Source organism: Achromobacter ruhlandii (assembly GCF_002082135.1).
Lineage (GTDB): Bacteria > Pseudomonadota > Gammaproteobacteria > Burkholderiales > Burkholderiaceae_B > Achromobacter > Achromobacter ruhlandii.
On the sequence record NZ_CP017433.1, the window covers coordinates 289,132 to 314,781 of the forward strand.

Below are 25,650 nucleotides of genomic sequence, written 5' to 3' on the forward strand. Positions count from 1 at the left end.
GCGTATGGCCGGCCGCCCGCAGGCCGGCCAGCAGTGCGCCGGTGCCGGCGTAGGGCGTGGCCGTCACCAGCGTGTGATCGAGATAGTGGCGCGACATTGCCGCGAACAGCGCGGGACGCACCCCGTCTTCAGGGCCGGCTAGTTGCGTGGCGGCGCGTTTGAACATTGGGCCGACGCCCTGGCTCAACGCCAGACGCAGCGCAGTCGGATCGAGACTGGGGGCCGAGGCCGGGGCCACGGCGCGCACGGCCGCCAGCAGGCTGGGCCAAGTATCGAGCAGTGTGCCGTCGAGATCAAAAACGATCGCTGGATAGGGGGTGAAAGTTGTCATGTCCGCTACTTTATTGATCGAATGTGACGCAGATATGAACAAATTCGTTTATAAAAGATCAATATCGATCATTCCATCGTTTAAGGCTCCAGACATCTCTGTGTGATAGGGTGGCGGCCCCGGCCCGATAACGATCAAATATGCTCAAAGCCGAACGTCAGCAGCGCATCCTCGCGCGTATGCAGGAAACCAACGCCGTGACCGTGCGCGATCTGGCGCAGGCCTTTTCGACCTCGCCCATCACCATCCGCCGCGATCTGCTCGAACTGGGCGACAAAGGCATGCTGGCACGGACCCATGGCGGCGCGGTGGCCTTGCACGAGGTGCTGGCCGAGGGCAATGCGCGCTATGAGATGTACAGCTATGCCGAGCGGCATAATCAGCAGTCGGCCGAGAAGGCCGCGATCGCGGAGTGCGCGGCGCAGTACATCTCCGATGGCGACAGCATCCTGATCAACGCCGGCACCACTGCGCACGCGCTGGCTCAGGCTCTGCGCGGCCACCAGGATCTACACGTCATCACCAACGGGCTTTCCGTGGCCGCGGCGGCCGGGCAGAGCCGAATGGCGTATGTGTATGTGCTGGCTGGCCGGCTCGACACGCGCAAACAGGCCACTATCGAGCGCGCCGACAACGACACGCTGTCGGGCATCCAGATCCGGGAGGCGTTTCTCGGGGTGCACGCGGTGTCCGCCGCCGGCATATTCATGCGCGACAGCGAGGATGGCGCCATGAACCGCGCCTTCATCGCGGCGGCGAGCCGTACCACCGTGATGGCCGACCACACCAAGCTCAACGCGCATGCCAGTTTCCGCGTGGCCGCCTGGCAGCAGGGGCAGCGCCTGATTACCGATCCGGCGGCCGACCTGGAGGTCGTGGCCGCGATCCGCGCCCAGGGCGTGGAAGTGGTGATCAGCGCCTAGGCGGGTAGGGGCGCGGACCCGGTCGAGCTCTCAATGGCGAGTTAAAGCGGACATTCAAAAGGGCAAGTTATACGACCGCTTCTGGCCGAGAGTCGTCCTTGCTGACCGGCCGATGACGACCCGTTGCGGTCACTCCACGTCCGTTTAGGAATGTCTGCTAAGCGGCGTTCCCTTCATATTCCCCTCCCACAGGTTACAAAGCGCTGCGGCATGAGGGGCCTGATAGCCAAGTGGCGGCCAAGATTCCACTAGGCCAAACGCGACTGCAATCAGCGAAGCTATTCAACGGGCTTTCCCGTCAGATAGACCAGCCATTTCTAAGCTGAGCACCGTCAGCGCATACCTGCTGCAGTCCTAAGAAAACGTGATACAACTGTTAACATCATCTCGTACAACCCCTCGACGAGCGTTCTTGCGTCACGTGGACTTCTTCCGGTATGGCGGCTGCGGGACTTTTGGTGGTCTTGAGCTAAGCAAGGCTTGGCAGGATCTCGGTGAGGATCCGACTACCGACATCAAGGACGCCGAAGAGTGGGAGGTTCAGCTACGTACCCTGCTGGATTGCATGCCGTTCGCCGATTTGTAGTTCAACGCGGAAGAGAGAGCCTAGCCCTCGCTGCTGTCGCGGCCGCGATCTCGGAGAAATGCAGTCTGACACCTTTGCTACCACAGCGGACAGCCTACGGCAGCCGCTGAATTCAATCGTTAGTCCTCATCGACAAGAGAACAAGAATGGCAACTGCGCTCGTATCGGCCCCAATAGCTGGCGACAAGCTTTATCAGGTTCGTGCTCGTGAAGCTCTGCCTCTACTGGTTCGGCAGGCTGAGGCCAGGAACACCATCACGTACTCGGACCTTGCTTTCGAACTTGGGATGCCGAACCCAAGGAACTTGAATTACGTGCTCGGCAGTGTGGGCCGGACGATGGAGGGTCTTTCTCGGAAGTGGAAGGAGAAGGTGCCTCCGATTCAGTGCGTAGTGGTGAATGGAAACACCGGCCTACCCGGCGAGGGCATTGGATGGTTCTTGGTGAAGAAGAACAACTATACGTCTCTCCCTGCGGATAAAAAGCGCGCAGTGGTAAAGGCGGAATTGGCCGGAGTCTTCGGCTACCCCTACTGGACTGAAGTTCTCGAAGAAGTGGGTTTGCGACGTCATGCTGGCATTGCAGTGCAGGCGCTTCCGAATTTCGGCGGTGGCGGTGAAGGACCGGAGCACAAGCGGCTTAAAGCATATGTGGCGGCTAATCCAGCAATCGTTGGCTTACCAGAAATGGCTCCGCACGGAACAATGGAGGAGTGCCTCTTATCGGGAGACGCATTGGACGTTTCCTTTCAGCATCGCCGGCTTTGGTTGGGTGCTGAAGTTAAGTCACATATCTCTTCGGAGCTGGACATTCAGCGAGGACTGTTTCAGTGCGTCAAGTACCGGGCCGTGATGGAGGCTCAGGCCCAGGCGGCTGGTGCAGAGCGCGATGTTCGTGCTGTCCTCGTTTTGGGGTGCGCGCTCCCCGCAAGACTGAAGCCACTCAAGAATATGCTGGGCATTGAAGTTGTCGAAAGCATTCACCCGCGGTGAGGCTTAAATTCATACAGCAAACGCAACGCCGTGAGTAACGCAATCGCTCAAGCATCTGTCACCAGCCTAACCGGTTGGTTAAGCTGACGCCAACAGTTTCGCTGTTGGTGCCCTCCGTTGCGCTCCGGCGCGAATCACAGAGTATGCCCCTTTCGCTCTTGCAGGCTGCATCTACGGTGTTCGTGTCCTTGATTATGATGAGATGGGGCGTGGTCGGTAGATTTTTGATGTGCATAAGCCGAGCTGAACCAGATTACGCACCAGATTCAGATCGGCAGATTGCAACAATTGCGAAGGCCTCGACACTTGAATTGGGGTAAAAGTTTTCTGCTCTCAGTCTGAATACGATCATGCGCATCACGGAGGAGTTGTAATGAGCCAGTACCTTTTGAGTTTTGCAAGGCAGAATCTTGAAGGGCGCACTGACGCATACCTTGCGTTGCTCTGGTGTATGTACCAGGCCAACCAGGACAAGGGCCGCTACTCCGACCATATCAAAGCACATATCACCGTGGCAGCTGACCAGTTACTGGGTCGCAACTACCAACGGATGGCCGCACGCTTCAAAAAGGTGCTCGACAGTAGGCCGGAACTGGATCGTATACCGCCGTCCGGCCTCGGTACTTTGGACTACCTTCGCGTGAAAAGTTTCCGAGGCTTCGGAGAAATTGGCCCTGACGACACTGGCACCTTCATTCGCTTCAGCAAGCTCAAAAACATCTTCTACGCACCCAATGGCGGCGGCAAATCATCGCTGTGCGAGGCGTTGGAAATTGGTACCACCGGCGATATCAAAGAAGCGGCCAGGCGCAAGACCAAGGTCACTCAGTACATCGCACGAGGAGAGACCAAGCCCAAGCTAATGCTCATGGGAACAGACCGGCTACAAGTTAAACGGAGCATCAGCTGGTCGGGCTGCTTCATCGACCGCAATCGCCTTCAAGAATTTTCGCTATTGGGCTCCAAGGATACTGGCAGTGCAGAGAGGGATGTCCTAGCCACCTTGTTCGGCTTGGAAGAACTCCAGGAGGTCATTTCTAGATTCGTTCGGCCTGAAAGCTTCTCGCTTAAGGCCTTTGTGCGTGCGGATCGAGCCGGCGCACTGGACCTATTGGAACGCACCCGCGTCACCCTGAGCCAACTGCGACGTAAGCATAGGGCAGACCTCCAAAAATCGATATCCGAGAGTTGTAGGCTGCTGGGGCTGAGGCCCAACCAGGACTTCGATGTTCGACGAAAGGTCTTGCGGCTGCGAGACACAATAGAAATGCACATTCGTGGTGCCGAGCGCCTGCGCGCCTCCAGGGCCCCGCTCGCTATCCCGCTGAAGCAGGTGAAGCGCATCTGTGCCGTCGCTCAGCGTTTGCTTCACCGAAGAGCCAATATCGAAGCGGCATTTTTGCAGAGGGCCAGCGACGTCGATTATCGCGCCTTCTTTGAGGCATTAGAAGCAATCGAGCATTTACAGGTCGGTGAAACCTGTCCTGCATGCCTGACTCCCCTCGATCAAGTGGTAGTTAGACCGTTCGAGAGGGCGCGACTGCAGATCAAAGCACTGTGTGCATTGGAGTCCCTCAAACAATCTAAGCTGCGAAACGACGCCCGGATTGTGCTCTGGGCTTCGAAAGTCGCCACGGGAATCAGCGGGGTGAAGAACAACGAGCATGCCGACGTTCCCTGCACGTTGAATATGTGCGCGTTGGATGAGGTGCTTGCAAAGTTCCATGCCGCTACCGATCGTTCGGAAGTGGCACCCGCCGTCCTCGACTCGTTTCTGGATCTTTGCGCCCGAAGTGCAGATCAGATGGAGGTCTACTTAATTGCCTGCGAGCGCAAGCGTCGGGAGGTCGGTCATGCAGCGGCCCAGGCAGCCCGACTCGACGCGCGGGTGACGCAGTTGAAAGAAATAGATGAATCTCTGAAGCTGCAGTTCGACGGCAAAAAAATAGCGGAACGCGAGTTCAAAGTCGCCAACGATCAGATGGCAGACCTGGTAAAGCAGAAAGTGGCATTGCTGAACGATGCAGTGGATAACAGCCGCTTCAACCAGCTGCTCGAGGATCTGGAGACAGAGTATCGAACACTCTATCGCAATTTGCTCGATTACAAGCTGGAGCTGGAAAAAGCGCGAATCATCGGGATCGAAGCCAAAGCTGCCGAGTACTATCGAGCTATCAACAACCACGACGATGACCATGAGCAAATCACGTCGTTGCGCTTCGAACGTCAGGCTGAAAGCTACCGGATCAAGATCACCAACCTAGACGGATCATCGCTCGATGCGTTTGCTGTGCTCAGTGAAGGGCATCTGAGAACGTTGGGTTTGTCGATCCTCCTGGCGATGGCTGAGAAAAACAATTTCCCGCTCATCGTGTTCGATGACGTGGTCAACGCCATCGATACAGATCATCGATCAAACATCATCGATCTCTTCTTCAGCGATGCCTACTTACGCCGCATCCAAATGGTAGTAACCACCCATGACCGCCTCTTCTGGGAGCGATTTTGCAACATCGCGGACCGTCACCCTCAGTGCGATCAGCACGCCAGTCATGTGCTCAGCTACACGAATAAGGGCATTGTGGTGATTGATTATGCGGGTGGCTTCCAGAAGAAAGTCTATCTGGCATTGTCGGTCTTCGACGTCCGCCAGGCGTTGCTTTATTGCCGCATCTGGTTCGAATCCATAGTGCTTGAGTTTTGCATCGAAAACCGCGTTAGAGTCACGGCCAACTTCAACAAGTCGCAGCTTAAGAAGAGCATGTACTTGCAGGTCAGCCTGGAGCATACTTTCTCGTTGGTGGAGCCTTTCATTAACTACGACCTGTCGTACTTCAATTTCATCAAAAATGACTTGGTCAACTGGGGTGGTCAGAACCAGGAGCATCACGCCTTCGACGAGGGCAGCCTGAACTTCATGCACTCGAAAACCAGCGGTGAGGTGTTGAGAATCTACGATGCCATCCGCTTTCTGGAGTGCCAGCTCTTTCCGATGAGGAAGAAGGAGTCCGGGCAAAAATACCTTGCCGAACTTAACGAGAAAATTGAGAGAAGCCAGAGGAAGTTGGCAGGGCTCGCTAAAGCGCCAGCAGACGTGCAGGAGGAGCACCAAGCCGCGTTGAAAGCGCTGGAAAAGCGCGCCGCCGAGCTTGGGCAGGAGCTTGAGTTCATCGAGCAGTGTCTCGCTAGCGTCGCTCAACGCGAGCAAACAAAAGAACTGCCCTGAACTCTATTCCGCTTGGTACAGCTCTGGCTGTTCTTGGCTGGCATTCTGCCGGGCACCCGCCCCATCTTGTGTATAAGTGACCATGTTCCCAAAGTGCATCAAATCGAGCCGCAAAATCATTTGCATCTCTATGAAAATGCTCTGCAATCGTGTGCAAGACCGACGATGGTTTTGTTTCCAAAAGACCCCCTACCAAATCAAAAACCCGCTGTATGAAGCGAAAGCAGAGCGAATCTGCGTCAGTCAAAGTGCGGTAAAACACAGCTTAACTCGACAGAAGCGCAGCTAATCCGATCCAATGGCACCGACAAATCAGCCACTCAACCCGAATGAATGCAGGATGCTGAAAGAGTGCGGCTGGGTTGCCACCCAACACATGGCGGATGATGCAGACGTCTTTGAGCAGGCTGTGCTGTCCCTCGGACAATTTCTCGGGACTCCAATTACAACCCGCACCCGACGTCTCGTGGATAGGCTAACGCCAAAGCTAGCTGACATGGCGCACCCACACTCTTTGAGCCGGATGTCGGGAACTGGTCAGCAGCCGTGGCACATGGACATGAGCCATCGCGTTGAGCCCGCGCGCTACCTAGTGATGGGGATGCACGAGTGTCCCGCGAGAACTGCAGACACTGAGCTCTTGGACGCCTCCACCTTGGTCCCCACAGACCTTTACGAGGAAGCGCTTGCAGAGCCCTTCTTGTTCCGCACAGGAGCCCAGTCGTTCTACGCAACGATCAAAGTCAAGGGAGCTCCCTTTGTGCGCTTTGACCCAGGCTGCATGCATGGCACAACAGCGCGTGCCAAGGCCCTGATGCAGCAACTCTTGAACCGCACCCTGGCGCCCACCCACGTTCATCAATGGACACCGGGGGCCGTGCTGGTGATCGACAGCCGAGGCGCTGATGACGAGCGAACCCGCGGTGCGTTTCGTTGACGGCCGCTTCGTGAGCGCGCATGGCGCCAGCGAGGCCGAGTGGCAAGCCGCCTGCGCGGCCGGCGGCATCCAGCTGCGCAAGCGTTCCGGTGCGCCGTTGCCGTTGGCGTTGACGCCGGTTCCCGAGCGGTCGCGCCTTGCCGGGGCGGCGCAAGGCCGCCTGACGCTGATGAGCGGCGTGGCCTTGGCCGCGCCAAAGGCCAAGACGGAGCGCCTGCGCTTGTTCCATGGATTGACCCGGGCCGAGGCCGAACTGGCGATGCTGCTTTGCTGCGATGGCTTGTCGCCGCGGGAATGTGCCGAGGTGCGCGGCGTATCGCTGGGAACCGTGCGATTCCAACTGAAAGCCATCTATGCCAAAACGGGAATCAGGCGGGCCGCGCAGTTGAGCGCGTTGGTGTTGCAGGCGTAGGGATGGCAGCCCCGCCGTATCCCCAATCCTGGAGATGCGGGGGCGGCCGGATTGGGAATATCGTCCCAATCCGCTTACTGCGCTTGGAGGGCTTTATGCGCGCGCTTTCCTTCCGTATTGTGGTTCGTCCGCTTTTCTTCCTGTTCGGAATGCTGGCCGCGCACGGCGCCGTGGCCGCGTCCGCTTATTGCGAGGCGGGGATTCTGTTGTCACGCGTTGGCGAGGGCATCGGCGCCGACCAGTTCTATCGAACGGAGATATTCCAGGTTGAAAGGGCCGATGAGGCAACATGGAAAGCGCTCAGGGTCCAATGGATCGATTATCTCAAGGGGATCGGCAAGTACCGCGAGGATAACGGCGAACGCTACGGCAGCCCCCATTTCTATCAATGCGCCATCGCGGGCCTGGGCGAGGACAAGGACGACAATGCATTGCGCTCGGAATATGAGTATCGCATTGGCGTTCTGAGGAAAAACGGTTTTCCGCCGCAGATCGTCCAGTGGGCGCCGAAGTCGCTGCGGGCAGCGTCCGGCAATCCGCCGCCGGCCTCCCCTGCAAAACCCGTCTGCGAGGCGGAGATACGGCAAATCTATGGACCGAATAATGCCGCGGGCGCTGCGAGCGCGATAAATCGGCACAACAAGCAATTGAATGGCGCGACGCTGGCCGAGGCGCAGGAGGCGCTGCGCAAGTACGAGGCGCTGCAGGCTGGCCGGCAGGGGGCGGAGCAGCCCATGGTGGGCTGTTTGAAAACGGCCTGGGCGCAGAAGGTGGCGCAGTTGAGCAGGTCGTCGGCGCGCCAGGCCGACCGCAGGACCCCAACGCAGGGCGCGGACGCAAGCGCGGCCAAGTCAGGTCAAGGCACCCAGGCGCTCGCATACGGTCCCAATCGCAGTGATTGCCTGAAGCGCGGGCAGACATCCGATGGTTACATCACCTACACCAATATCTGCAAGGTGCCCGTGGCGGTCGGCTATTGCAACGTCTATGCCGCCAATGGGCAGCGCGATGGCACGGTCTGCCAATCGCGCGGCAGCGAGTTCTCGCGCACGAAGCGCACATACGTCACGCAAGGCCTGGGCCTTGAGCCGGGCGCCACGCACCGGCTGGCGTACCGCTACGCGACGCAGTCCACGTTCATCGTGGCCTGCATCGATGGGCAGCCGTTGATCGAATCGTTCGATTCGAGCCAGATCACCGCGGGCAGCAAGGCGCAGACCGCCTGCTGGCGCTTCGCATCCCGCGGCAGGTAATTGCCTTGTTACCGCACTTGTGTGACACGCGTGGACACATGCCGTGGATAACGTCGTATGTCGTGGTTGCGCGACAGATCGATGCGGATTTGGCACCGCTTGTGTTCGAGTTGTGGCTGCGTCCCAAAAACTGACATACAGCGTTTTTAGACTTCGTCCCGTCATGCGCGGTGTCGTGGCTCGCACTGCTTGCCGACCCGCTCCGCATGTCTGTTCAATCAACGGGAATCTGTAATGAAAAAGACTCTGTTCGTCACCGCTCTGTTCGCCGCGCTGTCCGGTGTTGCACATGCTGAAACCTCGGTGACGCTGTACGGCCTGATCGATACCGGCATCGGTTTCCAGCGCATCAAGGGCAACGACGGCTACAAGGAATCGAAGGTTGGCATGTCCAACGGCCTGTCCAGCGGTTCGCGCTGGGGCCTGCGTGGCGCCGAAGACCTGGGCGATGGCCTGAGCGCCGTGTTCACGCTGGAAAGCGGCTTCAACTCGGCCAACGGCCAGTCGGGCCAGAGCAGCCGCCTGTTCGGCCGCCAGGCCACCGTTGGCCTGAAGGGTGATTCGTGGGGCCTGCTGGAATTCGGCCGCCAGACCAACATCGCCTCGAAGTACATCGCCGCGATCGATCCGTTCGGCGCCAGCTACGGCCAGGCCAAAGTGGGCGCGGCCTTCGGCGCCGCCAACACGGTCCGCCACGACAACATGGTCATGTACCAGACCCCGTCGTTCAGCGGCTTCCAGTTCGGCCTGGGCTACTCGTTCAACGTGGCCGACACGACCGCCGCGCAAACCGGCTTCAAGACCGCCAACAACACCCGCGCCATCACCACCGGCCTGCGCTACGTCAACGGTCCGCTGAACCTGGCGCTGACGTATGACCAGCTGAACATGGCCAACCAGCTCGGCACCGACGAGAAGCCGAAGCAGTGGATCATTGGCGGTTCGTACGACTTCGAAGTGGTCAAGCTGGCGCTGGCCTACGGCCAGACGCGTGACGGCTGGTTCACCGGCCAGTCGCTCAACAACTTCAGCAGCGCCGCCAACCCGTCGGGCAAGAGCTTCAGCTCCAACGTCGTGGCCAAGGACTTCAAGTCGAATTCGTACCTGGTCGGCCTGTCGGCTCCGGTCGGTGGCGCGGGCAGCATCATGGCCTCGTGGCAGCGTGCCGACGCCAACAACACTTCGTTGACCGGCGACGACGCGACCATGAACATCTACAGCCTGGGCTACACCTACAACCTGTCCAAGCGCACCAACCTGTACGCGCTGGGTTCGTACGCCACGAACTTCGCGTTCGTCGACGGCCTGAAGAGCACCGTCGGCATGGTCGGCGTGCGTCACCGCTTCTAAGCGGCGGCCAGCGATCCGGCGGCGTGCGCGGGCTGCGCGTCGCCGGACGCCGCGGTTGCATTGAGCGGACTGGGCGTCTTACCCGGCCACAGACGCGAAAAAAGCGGCCACCTCCCTAGCTCCACTCTCAGTCCGCTCACCCCAACCCTGTGTGGGATGAGCTCCCCGAAGCGGCATGCGCGCCGCCGGCATGCAGATGCCGGCGGCGTTTTGTTTGTTGCGCGGCGGCCATTTTCTTTGTCGGTCGGGCGGCCATCAACGGCGTCGTCGTTCTGGGCATATTGCGATGGCTAGCCGTGGCGCGAGGGAGATTCCCAGGCGGTTTTCGGCTCCCCGTCACGGATACGTCTGATTTCGGTCAAGTACCGAGTCAATGCTGATAGCGCTCAAAATGGCTGAGTTGCAGCGTTCCTAGAATCCGTTCCAGTCATGCGCGGAAATTGCCGCCTGCGTGGCGTGTCGATCCGCACACGCATGCCTTGTCAACCAACGGGAATCTGCAATGAAAAAAGCTCTGCTACTCACCGCTCTCTGCGCCGCGCTGTCCGGCGTGGCGCAGGCGGGAACCTCGGTGACGCTGTACGGCCTGATCGACACCGGCGTGGGTTTCCAGCGCATCGAGGGCAACGACGGCTACAAGGAATCAAAGGTTGGCATGGCCAACGGCGTGTCCAGCGGTTCGCGCTGGGGCCTGCGTGGCGCCGAAGACCTGGGCGACGGGCTGAGCGCCGTGTTCACGCTGGAAAGCGGCTTCAACTCGGCCAACGGCCAGTCGGGCCAGAGCGGCCGCCTGTTCGGTCGCCAGGCCACCGTCGGCCTGAAGGGGGATTCGTGGGGCCTGCTGGAATTCGGCCGCCAGACCAACATCGCCTCGAAGTACTTTGTCGCGATCAATCCGTTCGGCACCAGCTACGGCCAGGCCAGCGTCGGCACCGCCTTCAGTGCCGCCAACACGGTTCGCCACGACAACATGGTCATGTACCAGACCCCGTCGTTCAGCGGCTTCCAGTTCGGCCTGGGCTACTCGTTCAACGTGGCCGACACGACCGCCGCGCAAACCGGCTTCAAGACCGCCAACAACACCCGCGCCATCACCACCGGCCTGCGCTACGTCAACGGTCCGATGAACCTGGCGCTGACGTACGACCAGCTGAACATGGCCAACCAGCTCGGCACCGACGAGAAGCCGAAGCAGTGGATCATCGGCGGGTCGTACAACTTTGAAGTGATCAAGCTGGCGCTGGCCTATGGACAGACGCGCGACGGCTGGTTAACCGGGCGGTCGCTCAACGCCTTCGGCGGCGGCAGCCCGGCAGCCAGGAGTTTCCGCAGCAACGCCGTCGCCAAGGACTTCAAGTCGAATTCGTACCTGGTCGGCCTGTCGGCTCCGATGGGTGGCGCTGGCAGCATACTGGCCTCGTGGCAGCGCGCCGACGCCAACAACACTTCGTTGACTGGCGACGACGCGACCATGAACATCTACAGCCTGGGCTACACCTACAACCTGTCCAAGCGCACCAACCTGTACGCGCTGGGTTCGTACGCCACGAACTTCGCGTTCGTCGACGGCCTGAAGAGCACCGTCGGCATGGTGGGCGTGCGTCACCGCTTCTAAGCGGCGGCCAGCGATCCGGCGGCGCGCGCGGGTTGCGCGTCGCCGGACGCCGCGGTTGCAGTGAGCGGACCGGGCGTCTTACCCGGCCACAGACGCGAAAAAAGCGGCCACCTCCCTAGCTCCACTCTCAGTCCGCTCACCCCAACTTCGGCGGGATGGGCACACGCTCGGCGGTCCATGCGCCGCCGGCGTCGCATCGCGGCGCCGGCGGCGTTTGCGTTGGCGCGGCCGCCGTGGCGCGGTCAGTCGTCGAGCGACGGCACTGTGCCGATCTGCGCGAGGATGCGCGGCGATTCCATGTCGCCGGTTTCCTTGTCGATCATGACTTCGTAGGCAGCGACGCCGGCGAACTTGCCGGCCATGGAGTTGGCGATGCGGATGGCGCCGAACTCGCTGCTGGCGGGCCGGATTTCGCCGGGGGCCACGCCATTGGCGGCGGCGCGGTAGGGAACGACGATGTATTGGACGACGTGGGTCTGGGCGATTTGAGCGGCTTCGGACACAGGAGTCTCCTGGAAGACGTTTTTCGGGCGAGCGCAATGTAGCACGTCACACTGTGTTTTTGTACAGTATTTTCGGATTCGTCGCTGGTTTTTTTCCAGGCGGATGACGGGCCCCAGGAAAACCCCTAGCGCGCAATCATTGCCCGATTCGGCCGCCACCTCTAATATTTTCGAAAATCTTTTGATTTTTATAAAAAGAGGCAAGGGATGGAAGCGAACAGGTACGACGCCTATCGGGAAGACACCGCTGGCCGCGCCAATGTGGCGGATTCGCCGGAGCGCATCGCCTATTACCAGGATCTGGCCCGGCTCGAGACTGGCGCGCTCTGGACGGTGGCCAACAAGATCGAGCCGTGGGCGCCGCGCTCGGCCTCGGTACCGGTGGTCTGGCGCTACCAGGAACTGCGCGGCCACGTGTTGCGTTCGGCCGAGCTGGTGTCGCCCGAGGAAGCGGGCCGCCGCGTGATCTACCTGAACAACCCGGGCCGGCGCGACGTCGCCGCCGCGGTCGGCTGGCTGTATTCGGGCCTGCAGGTGATGCGGCCAGGCGAGCTGGCGTCGGCGCACAAGCATTCGCATTCGGCGCTGCGCTTCATCATGGAAGGCAAGGGCGCGTTCACGGTGGTGGACGGCCACAAGATGACGCTGGGCGCGAACGACTTCGTGCTCACGCCCAACGGCACCTGGCACGAGCACGGCGTGGCCGAGGACGGCACCACCTGCATCTGGCAGGACGGCCTGGACATTCCGCTGGTCAACGCGTTCGAGGCCGGCTTCTACGCCGTGCATCCCGACCTGAACCAGACCGTGACGCACCCGGTGGACGACACCAGCGCGCTGTGGGGCAGCGCGGCGCTGCGGCCGCAGACGACGGGCTGGACCAAGCCGTATTCGCCCCTGTTCAAGTACGAATGGGAGCCCACCTACGAGGCGCTGCGCCGCCACGCGCGGGTGTCGGCGGGCAGCCCCTATGACGGCATCCTGATGGAGTACGTCAACCCGGCCACCGGCGGCCCGGTCATGCCGACCATCGGCGCCAGCATGCAGTTGCTGCGCCCGGGCGAGCACACCAAGGCCCACCGCCACACCGGCAGCTTTCTCTACCAGGTGGCCAAGGGCAGCGGCTTTTCGGTCATCGACGGCAAGCGCTACGACTGGACCGAGCGCGACATCTTCTGTGTGCCGTCGTGGGCCGTGCACGAGCACGCCAACCTGTCGTCCAGCGACGACGCGTGCCTGTTCTGCTTCAACGACCTGCCGGTGATGCGATCGCTGGCGCTCTACCGCGAGGAAGCGGTCAAGGACAACGACGGCCACCAGCAACTGATCTAGCGGCTGGCGCCAACCCCCACTGAATTTTCATCCGCCGCCCGGCGCAGGCCGGGCGCCTGTCTCAACTCGTCTTGAATTTCCTGGAGTTCCTATGCGCTTGGTAACTTTTCGCGCCCATCCCACCGCCGCCGCCCGCCTGGGCGCGCTGGCCGAAGGCTATGTGATCGACCTGGCCCTGCTGGGGCAGGCCGGCGGCGTGGCGCTGCCGGACGACATGCTGGCCTTCATCGACCTGGGCCCGGTGGCCGTGGCGCAGGCCTCGAAGCTGATGGAGTCGTACCGCGGCGCCTGGCCCGTGGGCACCGCGCTGCCGCAGGAGAACGTCAAGCTGCTGGCGCCGATTCCGCGTCCGCGCAAGAACATCTTCGGCATCGGCCTGAACTACGTCGAGCACGTGGCCGAGTCGAGCCGCACGCTCGATACCTCGGCCGACCTGCCCAAGCAGCCGGTGATCTTCTCCAAGCCGCCCACCACCGTGATCGGCCCGGGCGACGCCATCGAGCACAACGCCAAGATCACCCAACAGCTGGACTGGGAAGTCGAGCTGGCGGTGATCATGGGCCGCCGCGCCACGCGCGTGGCCGAGGCCGACGCGCTGTCGTACGTGTTCGGCTACAGCGTGATGCTGGACATGAGCGCGCGCGACTGCCGCCGCGCCGGCCAGTGGATCTATTCCAAGGGCCAGGATACCTACGCGCCGTTCGGCCCCTGCATCGTCACGGCCGACGAGATTCCCGATCCGCAGGTGCTGGACCTGTGGCTGACGGTCAACGGCGAGAAGAAGCAGGGCTCGAACACGCGCCACATGCTGTTCAAGGTGCCGTTCCTGATCTCGGACATCAGCGCCGGCATCACGCTGGAGCCGGGCGACATCATCGCCACCGGCACGCCCGAGGGCGTGGGCGCGGGCCGCAAGCCGCAGGAGTGGCTGTGGCCGGGCGACGTGGTGGTGGCGTGCGTGGAAGGCATCGGCACGCTGCGGCATCCGGTGGTGGCGGTCTAGGCGAAATTCCAGCGCCCGTCACGAGACGGCGGGCGCGGCGGTCTCCAAGGGGAAAACAATGATCAAGCAAACCATGTTGGCGGCGGGCCTGGCCTGGACGCTGGGGGGCATCGCGCACGCCGCGGAGCCAGTCAAGATCGGCTTCATCGCCACGCTGTCGACGCCGGCCGGCTACATCGGCGAGGACGAGCGCGACGCCTTCAATCTGGCGATCAAGCAGGGCGGCGGCAAGCTGGGCGGGGTGCCGGTGCAGCTGGTGATCGAGGACGACGGCCTCAAGCCCGCCAACGCCAAGCAGGCGGCCGACCGCATGCTGCAGTCGGGCGTCAAGCTGTTCACCGGCGTGAACTTTTCGAATGTGCTGGCGGCGGTGGCGCCGGGCGTGGTCAAGTCGGGCGCGTTCTACGTCAGCCTGAACCCCGGCCCGTCGAGCTTTGCCGGCGAGAAGTGCGACCCGAACTATTTCGTGGCCTCGTACCAGAACGATGCCTTCCACACGGCGGGCGGCGTGGCCGCCAATGAGCTGGGCTACAAGCGCGTGGCGCTGCTGGCCCCGAACTACCAGGCCGGGCGCGACGCCATCGAGGGTTTCAAGCGCACCTACAAGGGCGAGGTGGTGGCCGAAATCTACACCAAGCTGGACCAGTCGGACTTCTCGGTCGAGCTGGCGCGGGTGCGGTCGCTGGCGCCCGATGCGGTCTACCAGTTCCATCCGGGCGGCACCGGCATCAACTTCGTCAAGCAATATGCCGCGGCCGGCCTGAACAAGACCGTGCCGATGCTGATGCCGAGCTTCTCGATGGATGCGCGCATGATCAAGGCCACCGGCGACGCGGCGCAGGGCGCCTACATCACCGGCATCTGGTCGCAGGACTTCGACAATCCGCAGTCCAAAGCCTTCGTGCAGGCGTTCAAGGAAGCCTATGGCCGCGTGCCCACCGATTACGCGATGCAGGCCTATGACACGGCGCAGCTGATCGGCGTCGGCCTGAAGGCCACCGGCGGCGACCTGTCGCGCCAGGCCGAGTTCCGCGCCTCGCTGCGCAAGCCCGAGTTCGCCTCGCTGCGCGGCAAGTTCAGCATGAACACCAACCAGCATCCGGTGCAGGACCTGTACCTGATGCGCATCGAGAAGGACGCCGACGGCGGCCTGTCGCCGCGCCTGGTGCGCAAGCTGGTGTCCGATGACAAGGACGCCTACGCCCAACTCTGCAAGATGCCGTCATGACATTGCTCTTCGAACAGTTGCTCAACGGGCTGCAGTTCGGCGCGATGCTGTTCCTGCTCGCCGCCGGGCTGACCCTGATCTTCGGGATCATGGGCGTGGTGAACCTGACCCACGGCTCGTTCTACATGGTGGGCGCATATTGCGCGGCCTATGCCATCGGCACCACCGGCTCGTTCCTGGCGGGCGTGCTGGCGGCGCTGCTGGGGGCGGGGCTGTACGGCCTGTCGGTGGAGGTGCTGGTGATCCGCAAGCTGTACAAGCGCGACCACCTGTACCAGGTGCTGGCCACCTTCGGCCTGCTGCTGTTCTCGAACGAGGCGGTCAGCCTGATCTTCGGCCGGCGGCCGCCGCTGGTGGGCATCCCGTCGTTTCTGGAAGGCGCGGTGACGCTGGCGCCGGGGTTCCAGTATCCGCTGATCCGGCTGTCGTTCATCGCGGTCGGCGCGCTGGTGGCGGTGGGGCTGTGGTGGCTGGTGAACCGCACCCGCATCGGCATGCTGATCCGCGCCGGCGCCGACGACCGTGAAATGGTCGATGCGCTCGGCGTGGATATCAAGAAGCTCTACACCCTGGTGTTCGGCCTGGGCGCGCTGCTGTGCGGACTGGCGGGCGTGATGGCGGCGCCGCTGCTGGCCGTCGAGATCGGCATGGGCGAGCGCATCCTGATCACCACCTTCGTGGTCATCGTGATCGGCGGTGTGGGCTCGGTGCGCGGCGCGCTGGCGGGGGCATTGCTGGTCGGCATGGTCGACAGCATGGGGCGGGCCTTCCTGCCGCAGCTGCTGGGCGCGGTGTTCTCGCCGGCCACGGCGGATCCGCTGGCGGCGGGCCTGGCTTCGGCCAGTATCTATGTGTTGATGGCGATCGTGCTGATCGCCAAGCCGGGCGGGCTGTTCCCGGCGCGAGGATGATGATGGCAAAGACACTTTCGAATCGCGCGCGCTGGGGGCTGGCCGGGCTGATCCTGCTGCTGGCGCTGCCGGGCGCGGCGGCGGCCACCGACACGCCGTTCCTGATCGGCGTGGTGACGCGCTTCCTGATCTACGGCCTGGCCGCGGTCAGCCTGGACCTGGTGATCGGCTACGGCGCCATGGTCAGCTTCGGCCACGCGATGTTCTTCGGGCTGGGCGGCTATGCGGTGGGCATCATCGCCTTCCACACCACCGAAGCCGGGCCGCTGTTCGGCTGGGCCGGCAGCAACGCCGCGTTGGTGGTGTGGCCGATCGCGCTGGCGGTGTGCGCGCTGGCGGGCTGGCTGTTCGGCTACCTGGCGCTGCGCACGCGCGGTGTGCAGTTCATCATGATCACACTGGCGTTCGGGCAGATGGTGTACTTCATCCTGGTGTCGCTGCAGTTCTATGGCGGCGACGATGGGCTGATGATCTCGCAGCGCAACGTGCTGCCGGGCCTGAACCTGGAGAACCCGCTGACGTTCTACTACGTCTGCCTGGCGCTGCTGACCCTCTGGACGCTGCTGTGCATCCGCGTCACCAACTCGCGCTTCGGCATGGTGTTGCAGGCGCTGCGCCAGAGCGAGCGGCGCGCCATCAACCTGGGCGTGGCGCCCACGCCGTACCGCCTGAGCGCTTTCGTGCTGTCGGCGGTGGGCACCGGGCTGGCCGGCGTGCTGTGGGCCAACTATGCCGGGCTGGTGACGCCGGACATGGCGGCCTGGACCAAGTCGGGCGAGCTGATGGCCATCGTCATCCTTGGCGGCGTGGGCACGCTGCTGGGCCCGATCGCGGGCGCGGCGGTGTTCCTGGGGCTGGAGCAGATGTTGTCGTCGCTGACCGAGCACTGGCTGCTGTACATGGGGCCGGTGCTGGTGCTGGTGGTGCTGTGGGGACAGAAGGGCCTGTTCGGCCGCCTCCTGGAGACGCGCCATGCGGATTGAGACCACCCCGGGAGCGCTGCGCGCTTCCCCCTCAAGGGGGCATGCCGGCGGACCGGCGGAGCCGGATCCGCGGCATTCCGATGAGGCATCGACAGTGGGGACGACTGATATGCAGACGCTGCTGCGTCTATCCGGGCTGCGCAAGGCCTTCGACGCGGTCGTCGCCACCAACGGCGTGGACCTGGACGTGCGCGCCGGCGAGATCCACGCCATCATCGGCCCGAATGGCGCCGGCAAGTCGACGCTGATCGCGCAGATCTGCGGCGAGATCCGGCCCGACTCGGGCACCATCGAACTGGACGGACGCGACGTGACGGCGCTGCGCGCCTTCGAGCGCGCCCGGCTGGGGCTGGGCCGTTCGTTCCAGATCACCGAGCTGTGCCAGGAATACACCGCGCTGGAAAACGTCATCCTGTCCAGCATGCTCAAGGGCGGCCGCGCCTTTGGCGCCTGGTCCGATCCGCGCCGCGACGCCGGCCTGAAGGCGCAGGCGATGCAATGGCTGACCCATGTCGGCCTGGCGGACCGGCGCCACGTGCGCACCGCCGATCTGGCGCACGGCGAGAAGCGCCAGCTGGAACTGGCGGTGGCCCTGGCGCGCTCGCCGCGCCTGTTGCTGCTGGACGAGCCCATGGCCGGCATGGGGCCGGAGGAATCGGCGCGCATGACGCGCCTGCTGCTGGGCATGAAGGGCGACTACGGCATCCTGCTGGTGGAGCACGACATGGACGCGGTGTTCGCGCTGGCCGACCGCATCAGCGTGCTGGTCTACGGCAAGGTGGTGTTCAGCGGCGCGCCCGACGAGGTGCGGCGCCATCCGGAAGTGCGCGCCGCCTACCTGGGAGAAGAACATGTTGAAGGTTGAGGGCCTGACGGGCGGCTACGGATCGAGCAAGGTGCTGTTCGGCATGGCCTTCGAGGCCGCCGAGGGCGAAGTGATCTCGCTGATCGGCCGCAACGGCATGGGCAAGACCACCACCATCAAGACGCTGATGGGCATGCTGCCGGCCACCGGCGGACAGGTCCAGTTCCGCGGCCAGACGCTGGCGCGGCCCGCGCCGAGCGTGGTGGCGCGGCTCGGCGTGGGACTGGTGCCGGAAGGGCGGCGCGTGTTCGGCTCGCTGTCGGTGGAAGAGAACCTGGTGGCGACCTCGCGCGCCGCGCCTGGCGGCTGGGACCTGGCGCGGGTCTACGCGCTGTTCCCGCGCCTGAAGGAGCGCCGCGCGCAGTCGTCGCGCACGCTGTCGGGCGGCGAGCAGCAGATGCTGGTGGTCGGCCGCGCGCTCATGACCAATCCCAAACTGTTGATCCTGGACGAGGCCACCGAAGGGCTGGCCCCGCTGATCCGCCAGGAAATCTGGCGTTGCCTGCGGGCGCTGAAGGCCGAGGGCCAGACCATCCTGGTGATCGACAAGAACCTGCCCGAGATGGCGACGCTGGTGGACCGTCACTACATCGTCGACAAGGGCCGCGTGGCCTGGTCGGGCGCGCCCGCGGAACTGTCCGCGCAGCCCGACCTGGCGCAACGTTATCTCGGCATCTGACCGCAATAGGAGCACACGCATGTTGAACCTGCCCGTTTTCAAGGCCGCCGCCGTCCAGGCCGCGCCGGTGTTCCTGGACACCGACGCCACCGTCGACAAGACCTGCGCGCTGATCGCCGAGGCCGCCGGCAACGGCGCCAGCCTGGTGGCCTTTCCCGAGGTGTTCGTCTCGGCCTATCCCTACTGGAGCTGGGTGATGAACCCGGTGCAGGGCAGCCCGTGGTTCGAAAAGCTCTGCAAGAGCGCCATCGAGCTTCCGGGGCCGGAGATCCGCCGCATCGCCCAGGCGGCGCGCCAGCACCGCGTCAACGTGGTGGTGGGGGTGAACGAGCGCAGCCGGCATGGCGTCGGCACGATCTACAACACCATGGTCTTCATCAACGAAGAGGGCCGCGTCCTGGGCCGCCACCGCAAGCTGGTGCCGACCTGGGCCGAGAAGCTGACCTGGGCCCACGGCGACGGCGAGTCGCTGCGCGTGTATGACACGTCCGTCGGCAAGCTCGGCGGCCTGGCCTGCGGCGAGAACACCAACACGCTGGCGCGCTTCTCGCTGCTGGCGCAGGGCGAGATGGTGCACGTCGCCAGCTATATCTCGCTGCCGGTGGCGCCGCCCGACTACGACATGGCCGAGGCCATCCGCCTGCGGGCGGCGGCCCACTCGTTCGAGGGCAAGGTGTTCACGGTGGTGTCGTGCTCGACCATTTCCACCGAGATCCAGGACGCCATCAGCGCCAGCCATCCGGAAGCGCGCGAGATGCTGGCGCGCCGCAACAGCGCATTTTCGGGAATATTGGGGCCGGACGGGCGCGTGATCGGCGAGCCGCTGATCGACGACGAAGGCATCGTCTACGCCGACATCGACCTGTCGCGCTGCATCCAGCCGCGCCAGATGCACGACATCGTCGGCCACTACAACCGCTTCGACGTGTTCGACCTGCGCGTGAACCGGCGGCCGCTGCAGGCGGCGCGCTACGACGACCTGGCCGAATCGGGCGCCGCCGAGCTGGACGGAGACTTCGAGCCGTTGCCCGAGGCGCGCGGCTAGGGGCGACCGGGCCGCGGGTAGAATGGGCCGCCTGAGCGCCCGCCGGCCCCGGCCTCAAGGCCGCTGACATCTGGAGAGCACGTTGAAGCCAAGAATCAAAGCTTCCCGCCAGGACGAGCCCGGCGCCGACGGGAACGCCGAGGTAGAGGAAATCACGCTGTCCGAGCAGGTCTACCGCCTGCTCCGGCGCGACATCATGAGCGGGGCGTTCGCGCCGGGCCAGTCGCTGCGCCTGGAATTGCTCAAGCAACGCTACGGCAGCAGCTTTTCCCCGATCCGCGAAGCCCTGAACCGGCTGCGCAGCGAACGCATGGTGATCACCACCACCTCGCGCGGTTTTCGCATCGCGCCGCTGTCGGTCGAGGAAATGTGGGACGCCTGCGAGACCCGCATCCTGATCGATTGCGACGCCCTGCGGCGCTCGCTGGCCAACGCCGATGACGCCTGGGAGGCGCGGCTGGTCGGCGCCTACCACGCGCTGACGCTGGCGGCGCAGCGCGCCGGCGAGGCCGTGCCGCCCAGCCAGGAGCTGGAGGAATCGCTCGAGGCGCGCCACCTGGACTTCCACCACGCGCTGATCGGCGCCTGCCGCTCGCACTGGCTGCTGGACCTGTCCACGCAGCTGTATGCGCAGACTGAACGCTACCGGCGCCCGGCGCGCGCCGGCGCCACCGCCTACGGCCCGGAGCGCAATGTTGACGACGAGCACCGCCAGTTGCTGGACGCGGCGCTGTCGCGCGACGTCGAAGGCTCGGTGGCGATGCTGGCGGCGCATTACCGCAAGACGGCGCAATTCATCGAACACATCATTTCCCAGGACGACAGGCAGGCCATTCATGCGTGACGCGGACATCGATCTCTTTTTCCCCACCATCGCCGAGCGCGAGGTGCAATACAACGCCCGCGAGTCGGTGGCGGACTTCGACGCCTGCGTGCGCCGCTACGCCGAGTCGGCCGCCGCGGTGAAGTCGCGCCGTCCCGGCCTGCTGAACCTGCGTTACGGCATGGGCCAGGACGAGCGGCTGGACCTGTTCCTGCCGGCGGCGAATCGCGGCCCGGCGCCGCTGTTCGTGTTCATCCATGGCGGCTACTGGCGCGGCCAGCGCAAGGAAGACGCGCCGGTGATGGCCGAGGCTTTCAACGCCGCCGGCGCGGCGGTGGCGGTGCCGGAATACACGCTGGCGCCCGAAGCGACGCTGCCGGAAATCGTGCGCGAGATGCGCTCGGCGCTGGCCTGGCTGTACCACAACGCGGCGACGTACGGCGTCGATCCCGAGCGTATCTACGTGGGCGGCAGTTCGGCGGGCGGTCATCTGGCGGCGATGCTGGCCGCGCCGGCCTGGCCGGCGCGCTACGGCGTGCCGGACGACGTGATCAAGGGCACGCTGGCGCTGAGCGGCCTGTTCGACCTGCGGCCGCTGTGCGACGTCCTGCCCAATACCTGGCTGCAACTGACGCCGGAGCAGGCGGCGCGCCACAGCCCGATCTTCAACCTGCCCGAGCGCGCCGGCCCCATGTTGCTGGCCGTCGGCGGCCTGGAGACGCAGGGTTTCAAGAACCAGACCGAAGCCTTCGAACGCGCCTGGACCGGCGCCGGCCTGCAGGCCACGCGCATCCCGACGCCGCATTGCAACCACTTCGACCTGGTGAACGAGCTGGAGGACCCGGCCAGCGACCTGACCCGCGCCACCCTGGCGATGATGGGCCTGGCGCAAGCCTGAGCGCGTTCACGGACACGGGCGCGCCATGGCCGACCTGAAACTGCTCGAAGACCTGATCGCGCTGGCGCAGAGCGGCAGCTTCGTGCGCGCCGCCGAGGCGCGGCACGTCACGCATCCAGCCTTCGGGCGCCGCATCCGCGCGCTGGAGGCCTGGGCCGGCGCGCCGCTGGTGGAACGCCAGCGCGTGCCGGTGACGCTGACCGCCGAGGGCGAGGCCCTGCTCAAGACCGCCACCCAGGTGGTCGAACAGATGGGCCTGGTGCGCCATCGCATCCGCAGTTCCGGCGCGGGCGGCGAGGCGGTACTACGCATCGCCACCGGCCGCAGCCTGTCGCGCACCGTGGTGGGCGACTGGATCGCGCGGCTGCGCCATCGCGCGCCGAAGGTGCTGGTCGAAGGCACGCAACTGGAGATCTCCACTGGCAAGATGGAAGACATGGCGATGCGGCTGGAGCAGGGCAAGGTCGACCTGCTGTGCTGTTACGAGCATCCGGCTCTGTCCATGCAGCTCAACCCGGTGCGCTACCGCTACATGACGCTGGGCACCGACAAGCTGGTGGCGGTCAGCCAGGCCGATGGCCGCGGCCGCGCCCGCTATGTGCTGAGCGAGGGCGGCCAGCCGGCGCCGCTGATTACCTACGCCGGCGGCCTGTCGATGGAGCGCATCCTGGGCGACCGGCTCGAATCCACGCCCTATGCGCTGACGCCGTTCGTGCGCATCGATTCGCTCGATGCCGCGCATGGCGCCGCGCTCAAGGGATTGGGTGTGGCCTGGCTGCCCTGGTCGATGGTGGCGGCCGACTGTCGCCGCGGCGTCCTGGTGTCGCTGGGCGGCCGCAGCGACGAGATCGCCTTCGAGGTGCGGCTGTACCGCTCGCGGGCGCGCCTGGCCGACCTCGCCGAGGCGGCTTGGGAAGCCACCGCCAATCGCAAGGCCTGAAGCGGCGCGTCATTGCTCGCAGGGGCGGGCCAGCGGCGATCTGAATTAGCACGGAAATGTGCCGACTTGGCACATCATGCCGTCGGCCCACGCGCAGAATGTCTCCCGAAACTCGAACGAGACGGCGCCGCCGTCCACCTCAGCACCCCAGGGAGAAATTCATGAAATTCGTTCCGCACGCCTTGCGCGGCGCGTCGGTCGCGCTCTGTGCCGCCGTTTCGTTGATCGCCTCGCCGGCCATCGCCGCCGGTTACCCCGACCACCCGGTCTCGTTGATCGTCGGCTACCCGGCCGGCGGCAGCGTTGACCTGACCGCCCGCCTGTTCGGCGAGGAGCTGGCCAAGCGTATCGGCCAGAGCGTGGTGGTCGAGAACGCCGGCGGCGCCGGCGGCACCATCGGCGCGCAGCGCGTGGCCCGCGCCACGCCCGACGGCTACACGCTGTTGCTGGGCTCGACCAATGAAATGGTCGTCGCCCGCATGATCAACAGCGCCGTCAAGTACGACGGCGCCAAGGACTTCACCGCGCTGGGCGTGATTGCCTCGCAACCCATGGTGCTGGCGGCCAGCAAGAATTCCGGCGTGAAGAGCGCCGCCGAATACCTGCAGAAGCTGCGCGCGGCCGCGCCGGGCAGCTTCAACTACGGCTCGTCGGGCGTTGGCACCACGCTGCACCTGGCCGGCGAGATGATCAATCAGGAGACCAGGACGCGCGCCGAGCATGTGCCGTATCGCGGGGTCTCGCCGCTGGTGACCGACCTGATGAGCGGCCAGCTGGACTTCGGCATGCTGGTGCTGTCCTCGGGCCTGCCGCAAGTGCGCGCCGACAAGATCGTGGCGCTGGGCGTGACGCAGCCCAAGCGTTCTCCGGTGGCGCCGGACATTCCCGCTTTGGCCGAGACGCCGGGCTTCGAGGCCGTCGATCTCAGCATCACGTTCTCGCTGTACGGGCCGGCCGGCCTGCCGGAGCCGGTGGCCGCCAAGCTGCGCGAGGCCCTGGCCGATACGCTCAGGTCGGAACAATTCCGCGCCAAGATGCTGGAAGCCGGCGGCGTGCTGGCGCAGCCGGGCGTGGATCCGGTGGCCTCGCAGGCGGCCGAGACGCGCAAGTATGGCGAGCTGGTCAAGGCGGCCAAGATCGAAGCGCAATAAGCGCGATGCCTTCCCGCGCCGGCGGCCGCCCCAGGCCGGCCGCCGGCGCATCCGGGTCCATTCCACACCCTATCAACGCAGGCCGTTCCATGGATTTCACGCTTTCCGTTCCCGACCTCGCCGCCGAGCGCCTGGGCAACACCGATACGCCGGGCGTCTGGCATTTCGACTCGGGCCTGCCCGGCCGCACCCTCATGCTCTCCGCGCTGGTGCACGGCAACGAGCTGTGCGGCGCCTGGGCGCTGAAGGACCTGCTGGCCGCGGGCCTGCGGCCGCGCCGCGGCCGCCTGACGCTCGCGTTCTGCAACCTGCCGGCGTTCGACCGTTTCGACCTGGCGCGCCATGACGCTTCGCGTTTCGTCGACGAGGACATGAACCGGGTCTGGAGCGGCGAGCGCCTGGACAATCCCACGACCCGCGACCGCCAGCGCGCGGCGCAATTGCGGCCATGGGTCGAGCGCGCCGATTGGCTGCTGGACCTGCATTCCATGCACGAGCCGGGCGCGCCGCTTCTGTTGACGGGCCTTCTGCCGCGCAATATCGCCCTGGCGCGGCGCCTGAAGGCGCCGCGGCACGTCATCGTGGACGCCGGCCACAAGGACGGCGTGCGCATGCGCGATTTCGCGCAGTTCGGCGATCCGGCGCGCGAGGACGCCTGCGCGCTGCTGATCGAATGCGGCTTTCACGGCGATCCGGCGGCGCGCGACGTGGCGCGCGACATGGTGGCGCGCATGCTGGTCGCGGCGGATGTGGCGGATGCCACCGACATCCCGGCCGGCTGGCTGCGTCCCGACGCCGCGCAGCGGGTGCTGGAAGTGACCGACGCCGTGGTGGCGCCGTCGATGGACGTGAGCTTCGCGCAGCCCTGGCAGGGCCTGGAAACGCTGGAGAAGGCGGGATCGGTGATCGGCTGGGCCGACGGCCGGGCGATCGTTTCGCCCTATGACCGTTGCACGCTGGTGATGCCGTCGCTGCGCCAGCTCAAGCCGGGCGTGACGGTGGTGCGATTGGCGCGCGACTACGCGGGCTGATGGCGCGGACGGTTGGCGCGGCCTGATCGCCGCGCCGATCCGCCCGGCCGGGCGTCGCGTCGCATGCCCTCCGGGCATTGCGACGCCGGGCCGGCCGTGTCGTTACTTCTGCGGCGTATAACGCAATTCATCGAGCTGATAGCCCTGCGCCGTGGCGGCGGCCAGGGCGCGGTCCAGGTCTTCCTTGGGCAGTTGCGGCGAGCGCGACAGGATCCACAGGTACTTGCGGTCGGGCGTGCCGACCACGGCCCAGCGGTAGTCCGGGTCCAGTCCGATGACCCAGTAGTCGCCCTTGAACGGCTTGAAGAACGAGACTTCGAGCTTGGCGTTGTTGCTGCCTTCGACCACTGTGGCGGTGCCCGAGGCCGAGTCGATGTCGCCGTCCTTGGTGCGGCAGCGGTTGTTGACTCCCACGGTGCCGTCCGGATGCAGCGTGTATTCCGCGGTGGTGTCGCCCACGCAATTGCGCTGGAAGAACATCGGGAAGTTGGCGATCTCGTACCACATGCCGGCATAGCGCTTCAGGTCGACCGACTCCACGGTCTGCATGGGCGGCGGCGCGGCGTGGGAGATTCCGGCCGCGCTGGCGGCGACGGCCAACAGTAATGTTGCAATGCGGCGCATGGGGAAAGC

The 25,650-nt window shown here is 64.6% G+C and carries 25 protein-coding genes; 22 read left to right on the forward strand and 3 right to left on the reverse strand.

All coding sequences use genetic code 11. The annotated features are described in order from the left end of the window. Nucleotides 1-331 (reverse strand): HAD family hydrolase (locus tag AruCF_RS28980; RefSeq protein WP_157130066.1); only part of this gene is annotated, 331 nt, incomplete at its 3' end. A 140-nt stretch (nt 332-471) separates the two neighbouring features. On the opposite strand from AruCF_RS28980, the gene AruCF_RS01285 reads away from it, so the two are divergent. From AruCF_RS01285 to AruCF_RS01320, 9 genes are all read left to right on the forward strand, one after another. Further along, nucleotides 472-1,254, forward strand: coding sequence for a DeoR/GlpR family DNA-binding transcription regulator (locus AruCF_RS01285; RefSeq protein ID WP_026382209.1), 783 nt, complete (start codon nt 472-474; stop codon nt 1,252-1,254). 412 nt (nt 1,255-1,666) lie between these two features. Beyond that, nucleotides 1,667-1,840: a hypothetical protein gene (locus AruCF_RS28985; protein ID WP_156517876.1), complete on the forward strand. Its 174-nt coding sequence runs from the start codon at nt 1,667-1,669 to the stop codon at nt 1,838-1,840. Between the two features lie 146 nt (nt 1,841-1,986). Further along, nucleotides 1,987-2,832 (forward strand): hypothetical protein, encoded by an 846-nt coding sequence (locus AruCF_RS01290; protein ID WP_054438611.1) that lies wholly within the window; start codon nt 1,987-1,989, stop codon nt 2,830-2,832. 373 nt (nt 2,833-3,205) lie between these two features. Next, nucleotides 3,206-6,058 (forward strand): AAA family ATPase, encoded by a 2,853-nt coding sequence (locus AruCF_RS01295; protein ID WP_070760804.1) that lies wholly within the window; start codon nt 3,206-3,208, stop codon nt 6,056-6,058. Between the two features lie 640 nt (nt 6,059-6,698). Continuing rightward, nucleotides 6,699-6,995 (forward strand): hypothetical protein, encoded by a 297-nt coding sequence (locus AruCF_RS29675; protein ID WP_157130026.1) that lies wholly within the window; start codon nt 6,699-6,701, stop codon nt 6,993-6,995. After that, on the forward strand, nt 6,964-7,407 hold the full coding sequence (locus AruCF_RS01305; protein WP_174655152.1) for a helix-turn-helix transcriptional regulator: 444 nt from the start codon (nt 6,964-6,966) through the stop codon (nt 7,405-7,407). The genes AruCF_RS29675 and AruCF_RS01305 overlap by 32 nt, the downstream gene beginning before the upstream one ends. A gap of 95 nt (nt 7,408-7,502) precedes the next feature. Continuing rightward, a complete protein-coding gene (locus tag AruCF_RS01310; protein ID WP_049070876.1) occupies nt 7,503-8,660 on the forward strand; it encodes a hypothetical protein in 1,158 nt (385 codons plus the stop codon). A gap of 234 nt (nt 8,661-8,894) precedes the next feature. Then, on the forward strand, nt 8,895-10,010 hold the full coding sequence (locus tag AruCF_RS01315; protein WP_083036499.1) for a porin: 1,116 nt from the start codon (nt 8,895-8,897) through the stop codon (nt 10,008-10,010). Nucleotides 10,011-10,512: 502 nt separating this feature from the next. After that, a complete protein-coding gene (locus AruCF_RS01320; protein ID WP_049070879.1) occupies nt 10,513-11,625 on the forward strand; it encodes a porin in 1,113 nt (370 codons plus the stop codon). A 242-nt stretch (nt 11,626-11,867) separates the two neighbouring features. Here AruCF_RS01320 and AruCF_RS01325 read toward each other — a convergent pair whose 3' ends face one another. Next, nucleotides 11,868-12,128 (reverse strand): hypothetical protein, encoded by a 261-nt coding sequence (locus AruCF_RS01325; protein ID WP_049070880.1) that lies wholly within the window; start codon nt 12,126-12,128, stop codon nt 11,868-11,870. A gap of 207 nt (nt 12,129-12,335) precedes the next feature. On the opposite strand from AruCF_RS01325, the gene AruCF_RS01330 reads away from it, so the two are divergent. From AruCF_RS01330 to AruCF_RS01390, 13 genes are all read left to right on the forward strand, one after another. Further along, complete coding sequence (locus AruCF_RS01330) at nt 12,336-13,460, forward strand: cupin domain-containing protein (protein WP_049070881.1); 1,125 nt, start codon at nt 12,336-12,338, stop codon at nt 13,458-13,460. 91 nt (nt 13,461-13,551) lie between these two features. Then, nucleotides 13,552-14,463 (forward strand): fumarylacetoacetate hydrolase family protein, encoded by a 912-nt coding sequence (locus AruCF_RS01335; RefSeq protein ID WP_020925409.1) that lies wholly within the window; start codon nt 13,552-13,554, stop codon nt 14,461-14,463. 58 nt (nt 14,464-14,521) lie between these two features. Further along, a complete protein-coding gene (locus tag AruCF_RS01340; RefSeq protein WP_083036500.1) occupies nt 14,522-15,691 on the forward strand; it encodes an ABC transporter substrate-binding protein in 1,170 nt (389 codons plus the stop codon). Continuing rightward, entirely contained in the window at nt 15,688-16,602 is a 915-nt protein-coding gene (locus tag AruCF_RS01345; RefSeq protein WP_006392582.1) for a branched-chain amino acid ABC transporter permease, read from the forward strand. Before AruCF_RS01340 ends, AruCF_RS01345 begins: the two co-directional genes overlap by 4 nt. Continuing rightward, nucleotides 16,599-17,585 (forward strand): branched-chain amino acid ABC transporter permease, encoded by a 987-nt coding sequence (locus AruCF_RS01350; protein WP_049070885.1) that lies wholly within the window; start codon nt 16,599-16,601, stop codon nt 17,583-17,585. Before AruCF_RS01345 ends, AruCF_RS01350 begins: the two co-directional genes overlap by 4 nt. Before the next feature lie 109 nt (nt 17,586-17,694). Then, a complete protein-coding gene (locus tag AruCF_RS01355; protein WP_049070886.1) occupies nt 17,695-18,450 on the forward strand; it encodes an ABC transporter ATP-binding protein in 756 nt (251 codons plus the stop codon). Beyond that, a complete protein-coding gene (locus tag AruCF_RS01360) occupies nt 18,437-19,129 on the forward strand; it encodes an ABC transporter ATP-binding protein (protein WP_049077403.1) in 693 nt (230 codons plus the stop codon). The genes AruCF_RS01355 and AruCF_RS01360 overlap by 14 nt, the downstream gene beginning before the upstream one ends. A 19-nt stretch (nt 19,130-19,148) precedes the next feature. Then, complete coding sequence (locus tag AruCF_RS01365; RefSeq protein WP_049070887.1) at nt 19,149-20,174, forward strand: carbon-nitrogen hydrolase family protein; 1,026 nt, start codon at nt 19,149-19,151, stop codon at nt 20,172-20,174. An 82-nt stretch (nt 20,175-20,256) separates the two neighbouring features. Beyond that, nucleotides 20,257-21,018 (forward strand): GntR family transcriptional regulator, encoded by a 762-nt coding sequence (locus AruCF_RS01370; RefSeq protein WP_049070888.1) that lies wholly within the window; start codon nt 20,257-20,259, stop codon nt 21,016-21,018. Then, complete coding sequence (locus AruCF_RS01375; protein ID WP_049070889.1) at nt 21,011-21,895, forward strand: alpha/beta hydrolase; 885 nt, start codon at nt 21,011-21,013, stop codon at nt 21,893-21,895. The genes AruCF_RS01370 and AruCF_RS01375 overlap by 8 nt, the downstream gene beginning before the upstream one ends. Before the next feature lie 25 nt (nt 21,896-21,920). Then, on the forward strand, nt 21,921-22,835 hold the full coding sequence (locus AruCF_RS01380; RefSeq protein ID WP_049070892.1) for a LysR family transcriptional regulator: 915 nt from the start codon (nt 21,921-21,923) through the stop codon (nt 22,833-22,835). 161 nt (nt 22,836-22,996) lie between these two features. Then, entirely contained in the window at nt 22,997-23,986 is a 990-nt protein-coding gene (locus AruCF_RS01385) for a Bug family tripartite tricarboxylate transporter substrate binding protein (protein WP_049070893.1), read from the forward strand. Nucleotides 23,987-24,075: 89 nt separating this feature from the next. After that, the gene (locus tag AruCF_RS01390) at nt 24,076-25,017 is read left to right on the forward strand and encodes a M14 family metallopeptidase (protein WP_049070895.1); all 942 of its coding nucleotides are present in this window, start codon (nt 24,076-24,078) and stop codon (nt 25,015-25,017) included. Nucleotides 25,018-25,119: 102 nt separating this feature from the next. Here AruCF_RS01390 and AruCF_RS01395 read toward each other — a convergent pair whose 3' ends face one another. Next, nucleotides 25,120-25,641, reverse strand: a complete 522-nt coding sequence (locus AruCF_RS01395; protein WP_049070897.1) for a lipocalin family protein — start codon at nt 25,639-25,641, stop codon at nt 25,120-25,122. Nucleotides 25,642-25,650 lie beyond the last annotated feature (9 nt).

Excerpts from the sequence above, each read along its gene's own strand:
- AruCF_RS01285 (WP_026382209.1), top strand. The coding sequence starts at position 472 with ATGCTCAAAGCCGAACGTCAGCAGCGCATCCTCGCGCGTATGCAGGAA.
- AruCF_RS01290 (WP_054438611.1), top strand. The coding sequence starts at position 1,987 with ATGGCAACTGCGCTCGTATCGGCCCCAATAGCTGGCGACAAGCTTTAT.
- AruCF_RS01295 (WP_070760804.1), top strand. The coding sequence starts at position 3,206 with ATGAGCCAGTACCTTTTGAGTTTTGCAAGGCAGAATCTTGAAGGGCGC.
- AruCF_RS01305 (WP_174655152.1), top strand. The coding sequence starts at position 6,964 with ATGACGAGCGAACCCGCGGTGCGTTTCGTTGACGGCCGCTTCGTGAGC.
- AruCF_RS01310 (WP_049070876.1), top strand. The coding sequence starts at position 7,503 with ATGCGCGCGCTTTCCTTCCGTATTGTGGTTCGTCCGCTTTTCTTCCTG.
- AruCF_RS01315 (WP_083036499.1), top strand. The coding sequence starts at position 8,895 with ATGAAAAAGACTCTGTTCGTCACCGCTCTGTTCGCCGCGCTGTCCGGT.
- AruCF_RS01320 (WP_049070879.1), top strand. The coding sequence starts at position 10,513 with ATGAAAAAAGCTCTGCTACTCACCGCTCTCTGCGCCGCGCTGTCCGGC.
- AruCF_RS01330 (WP_049070881.1), top strand. The coding sequence starts at position 12,336 with ATGGAAGCGAACAGGTACGACGCCTATCGGGAAGACACCGCTGGCCGC.
- AruCF_RS01335 (WP_020925409.1), top strand. The coding sequence starts at position 13,552 with ATGCGCTTGGTAACTTTTCGCGCCCATCCCACCGCCGCCGCCCGCCTG.
- AruCF_RS01340 (WP_083036500.1), top strand. The coding sequence starts at position 14,522 with ATGATCAAGCAAACCATGTTGGCGGCGGGCCTGGCCTGGACGCTGGGG.
- AruCF_RS01345 (WP_006392582.1), top strand. The coding sequence starts at position 15,688 with ATGACATTGCTCTTCGAACAGTTGCTCAACGGGCTGCAGTTCGGCGCG.
- AruCF_RS01350 (WP_049070885.1), top strand. The coding sequence starts at position 16,599 with ATGATGATGGCAAAGACACTTTCGAATCGCGCGCGCTGGGGGCTGGCC.
- AruCF_RS01355 (WP_049070886.1), top strand. The coding sequence starts at position 17,695 with ATGCAGACGCTGCTGCGTCTATCCGGGCTGCGCAAGGCCTTCGACGCG.
- AruCF_RS01360 (WP_049077403.1), top strand. The coding sequence starts at position 18,437 with ATGTTGAAGGTTGAGGGCCTGACGGGCGGCTACGGATCGAGCAAGGTG.
- AruCF_RS01365 (WP_049070887.1), top strand. The coding sequence starts at position 19,149 with ATGTTGAACCTGCCCGTTTTCAAGGCCGCCGCCGTCCAGGCCGCGCCG.
- AruCF_RS01375 (WP_049070889.1), top strand. The coding sequence starts at position 21,011 with ATGCGTGACGCGGACATCGATCTCTTTTTCCCCACCATCGCCGAGCGC.
- AruCF_RS01380 (WP_049070892.1), top strand. The coding sequence starts at position 21,921 with ATGGCCGACCTGAAACTGCTCGAAGACCTGATCGCGCTGGCGCAGAGC.
- AruCF_RS01385 (WP_049070893.1), top strand. The coding sequence starts at position 22,997 with ATGAAATTCGTTCCGCACGCCTTGCGCGGCGCGTCGGTCGCGCTCTGT.
- AruCF_RS01390 (WP_049070895.1), top strand. The coding sequence starts at position 24,076 with ATGGATTTCACGCTTTCCGTTCCCGACCTCGCCGCCGAGCGCCTGGGC.
- AruCF_RS01395 (WP_049070897.1), bottom strand. The coding sequence starts at position 25,641 with ATGCGCCGCATTGCAACATTACTGTTGGCCGTCGCCGCCAGCGCGGCC.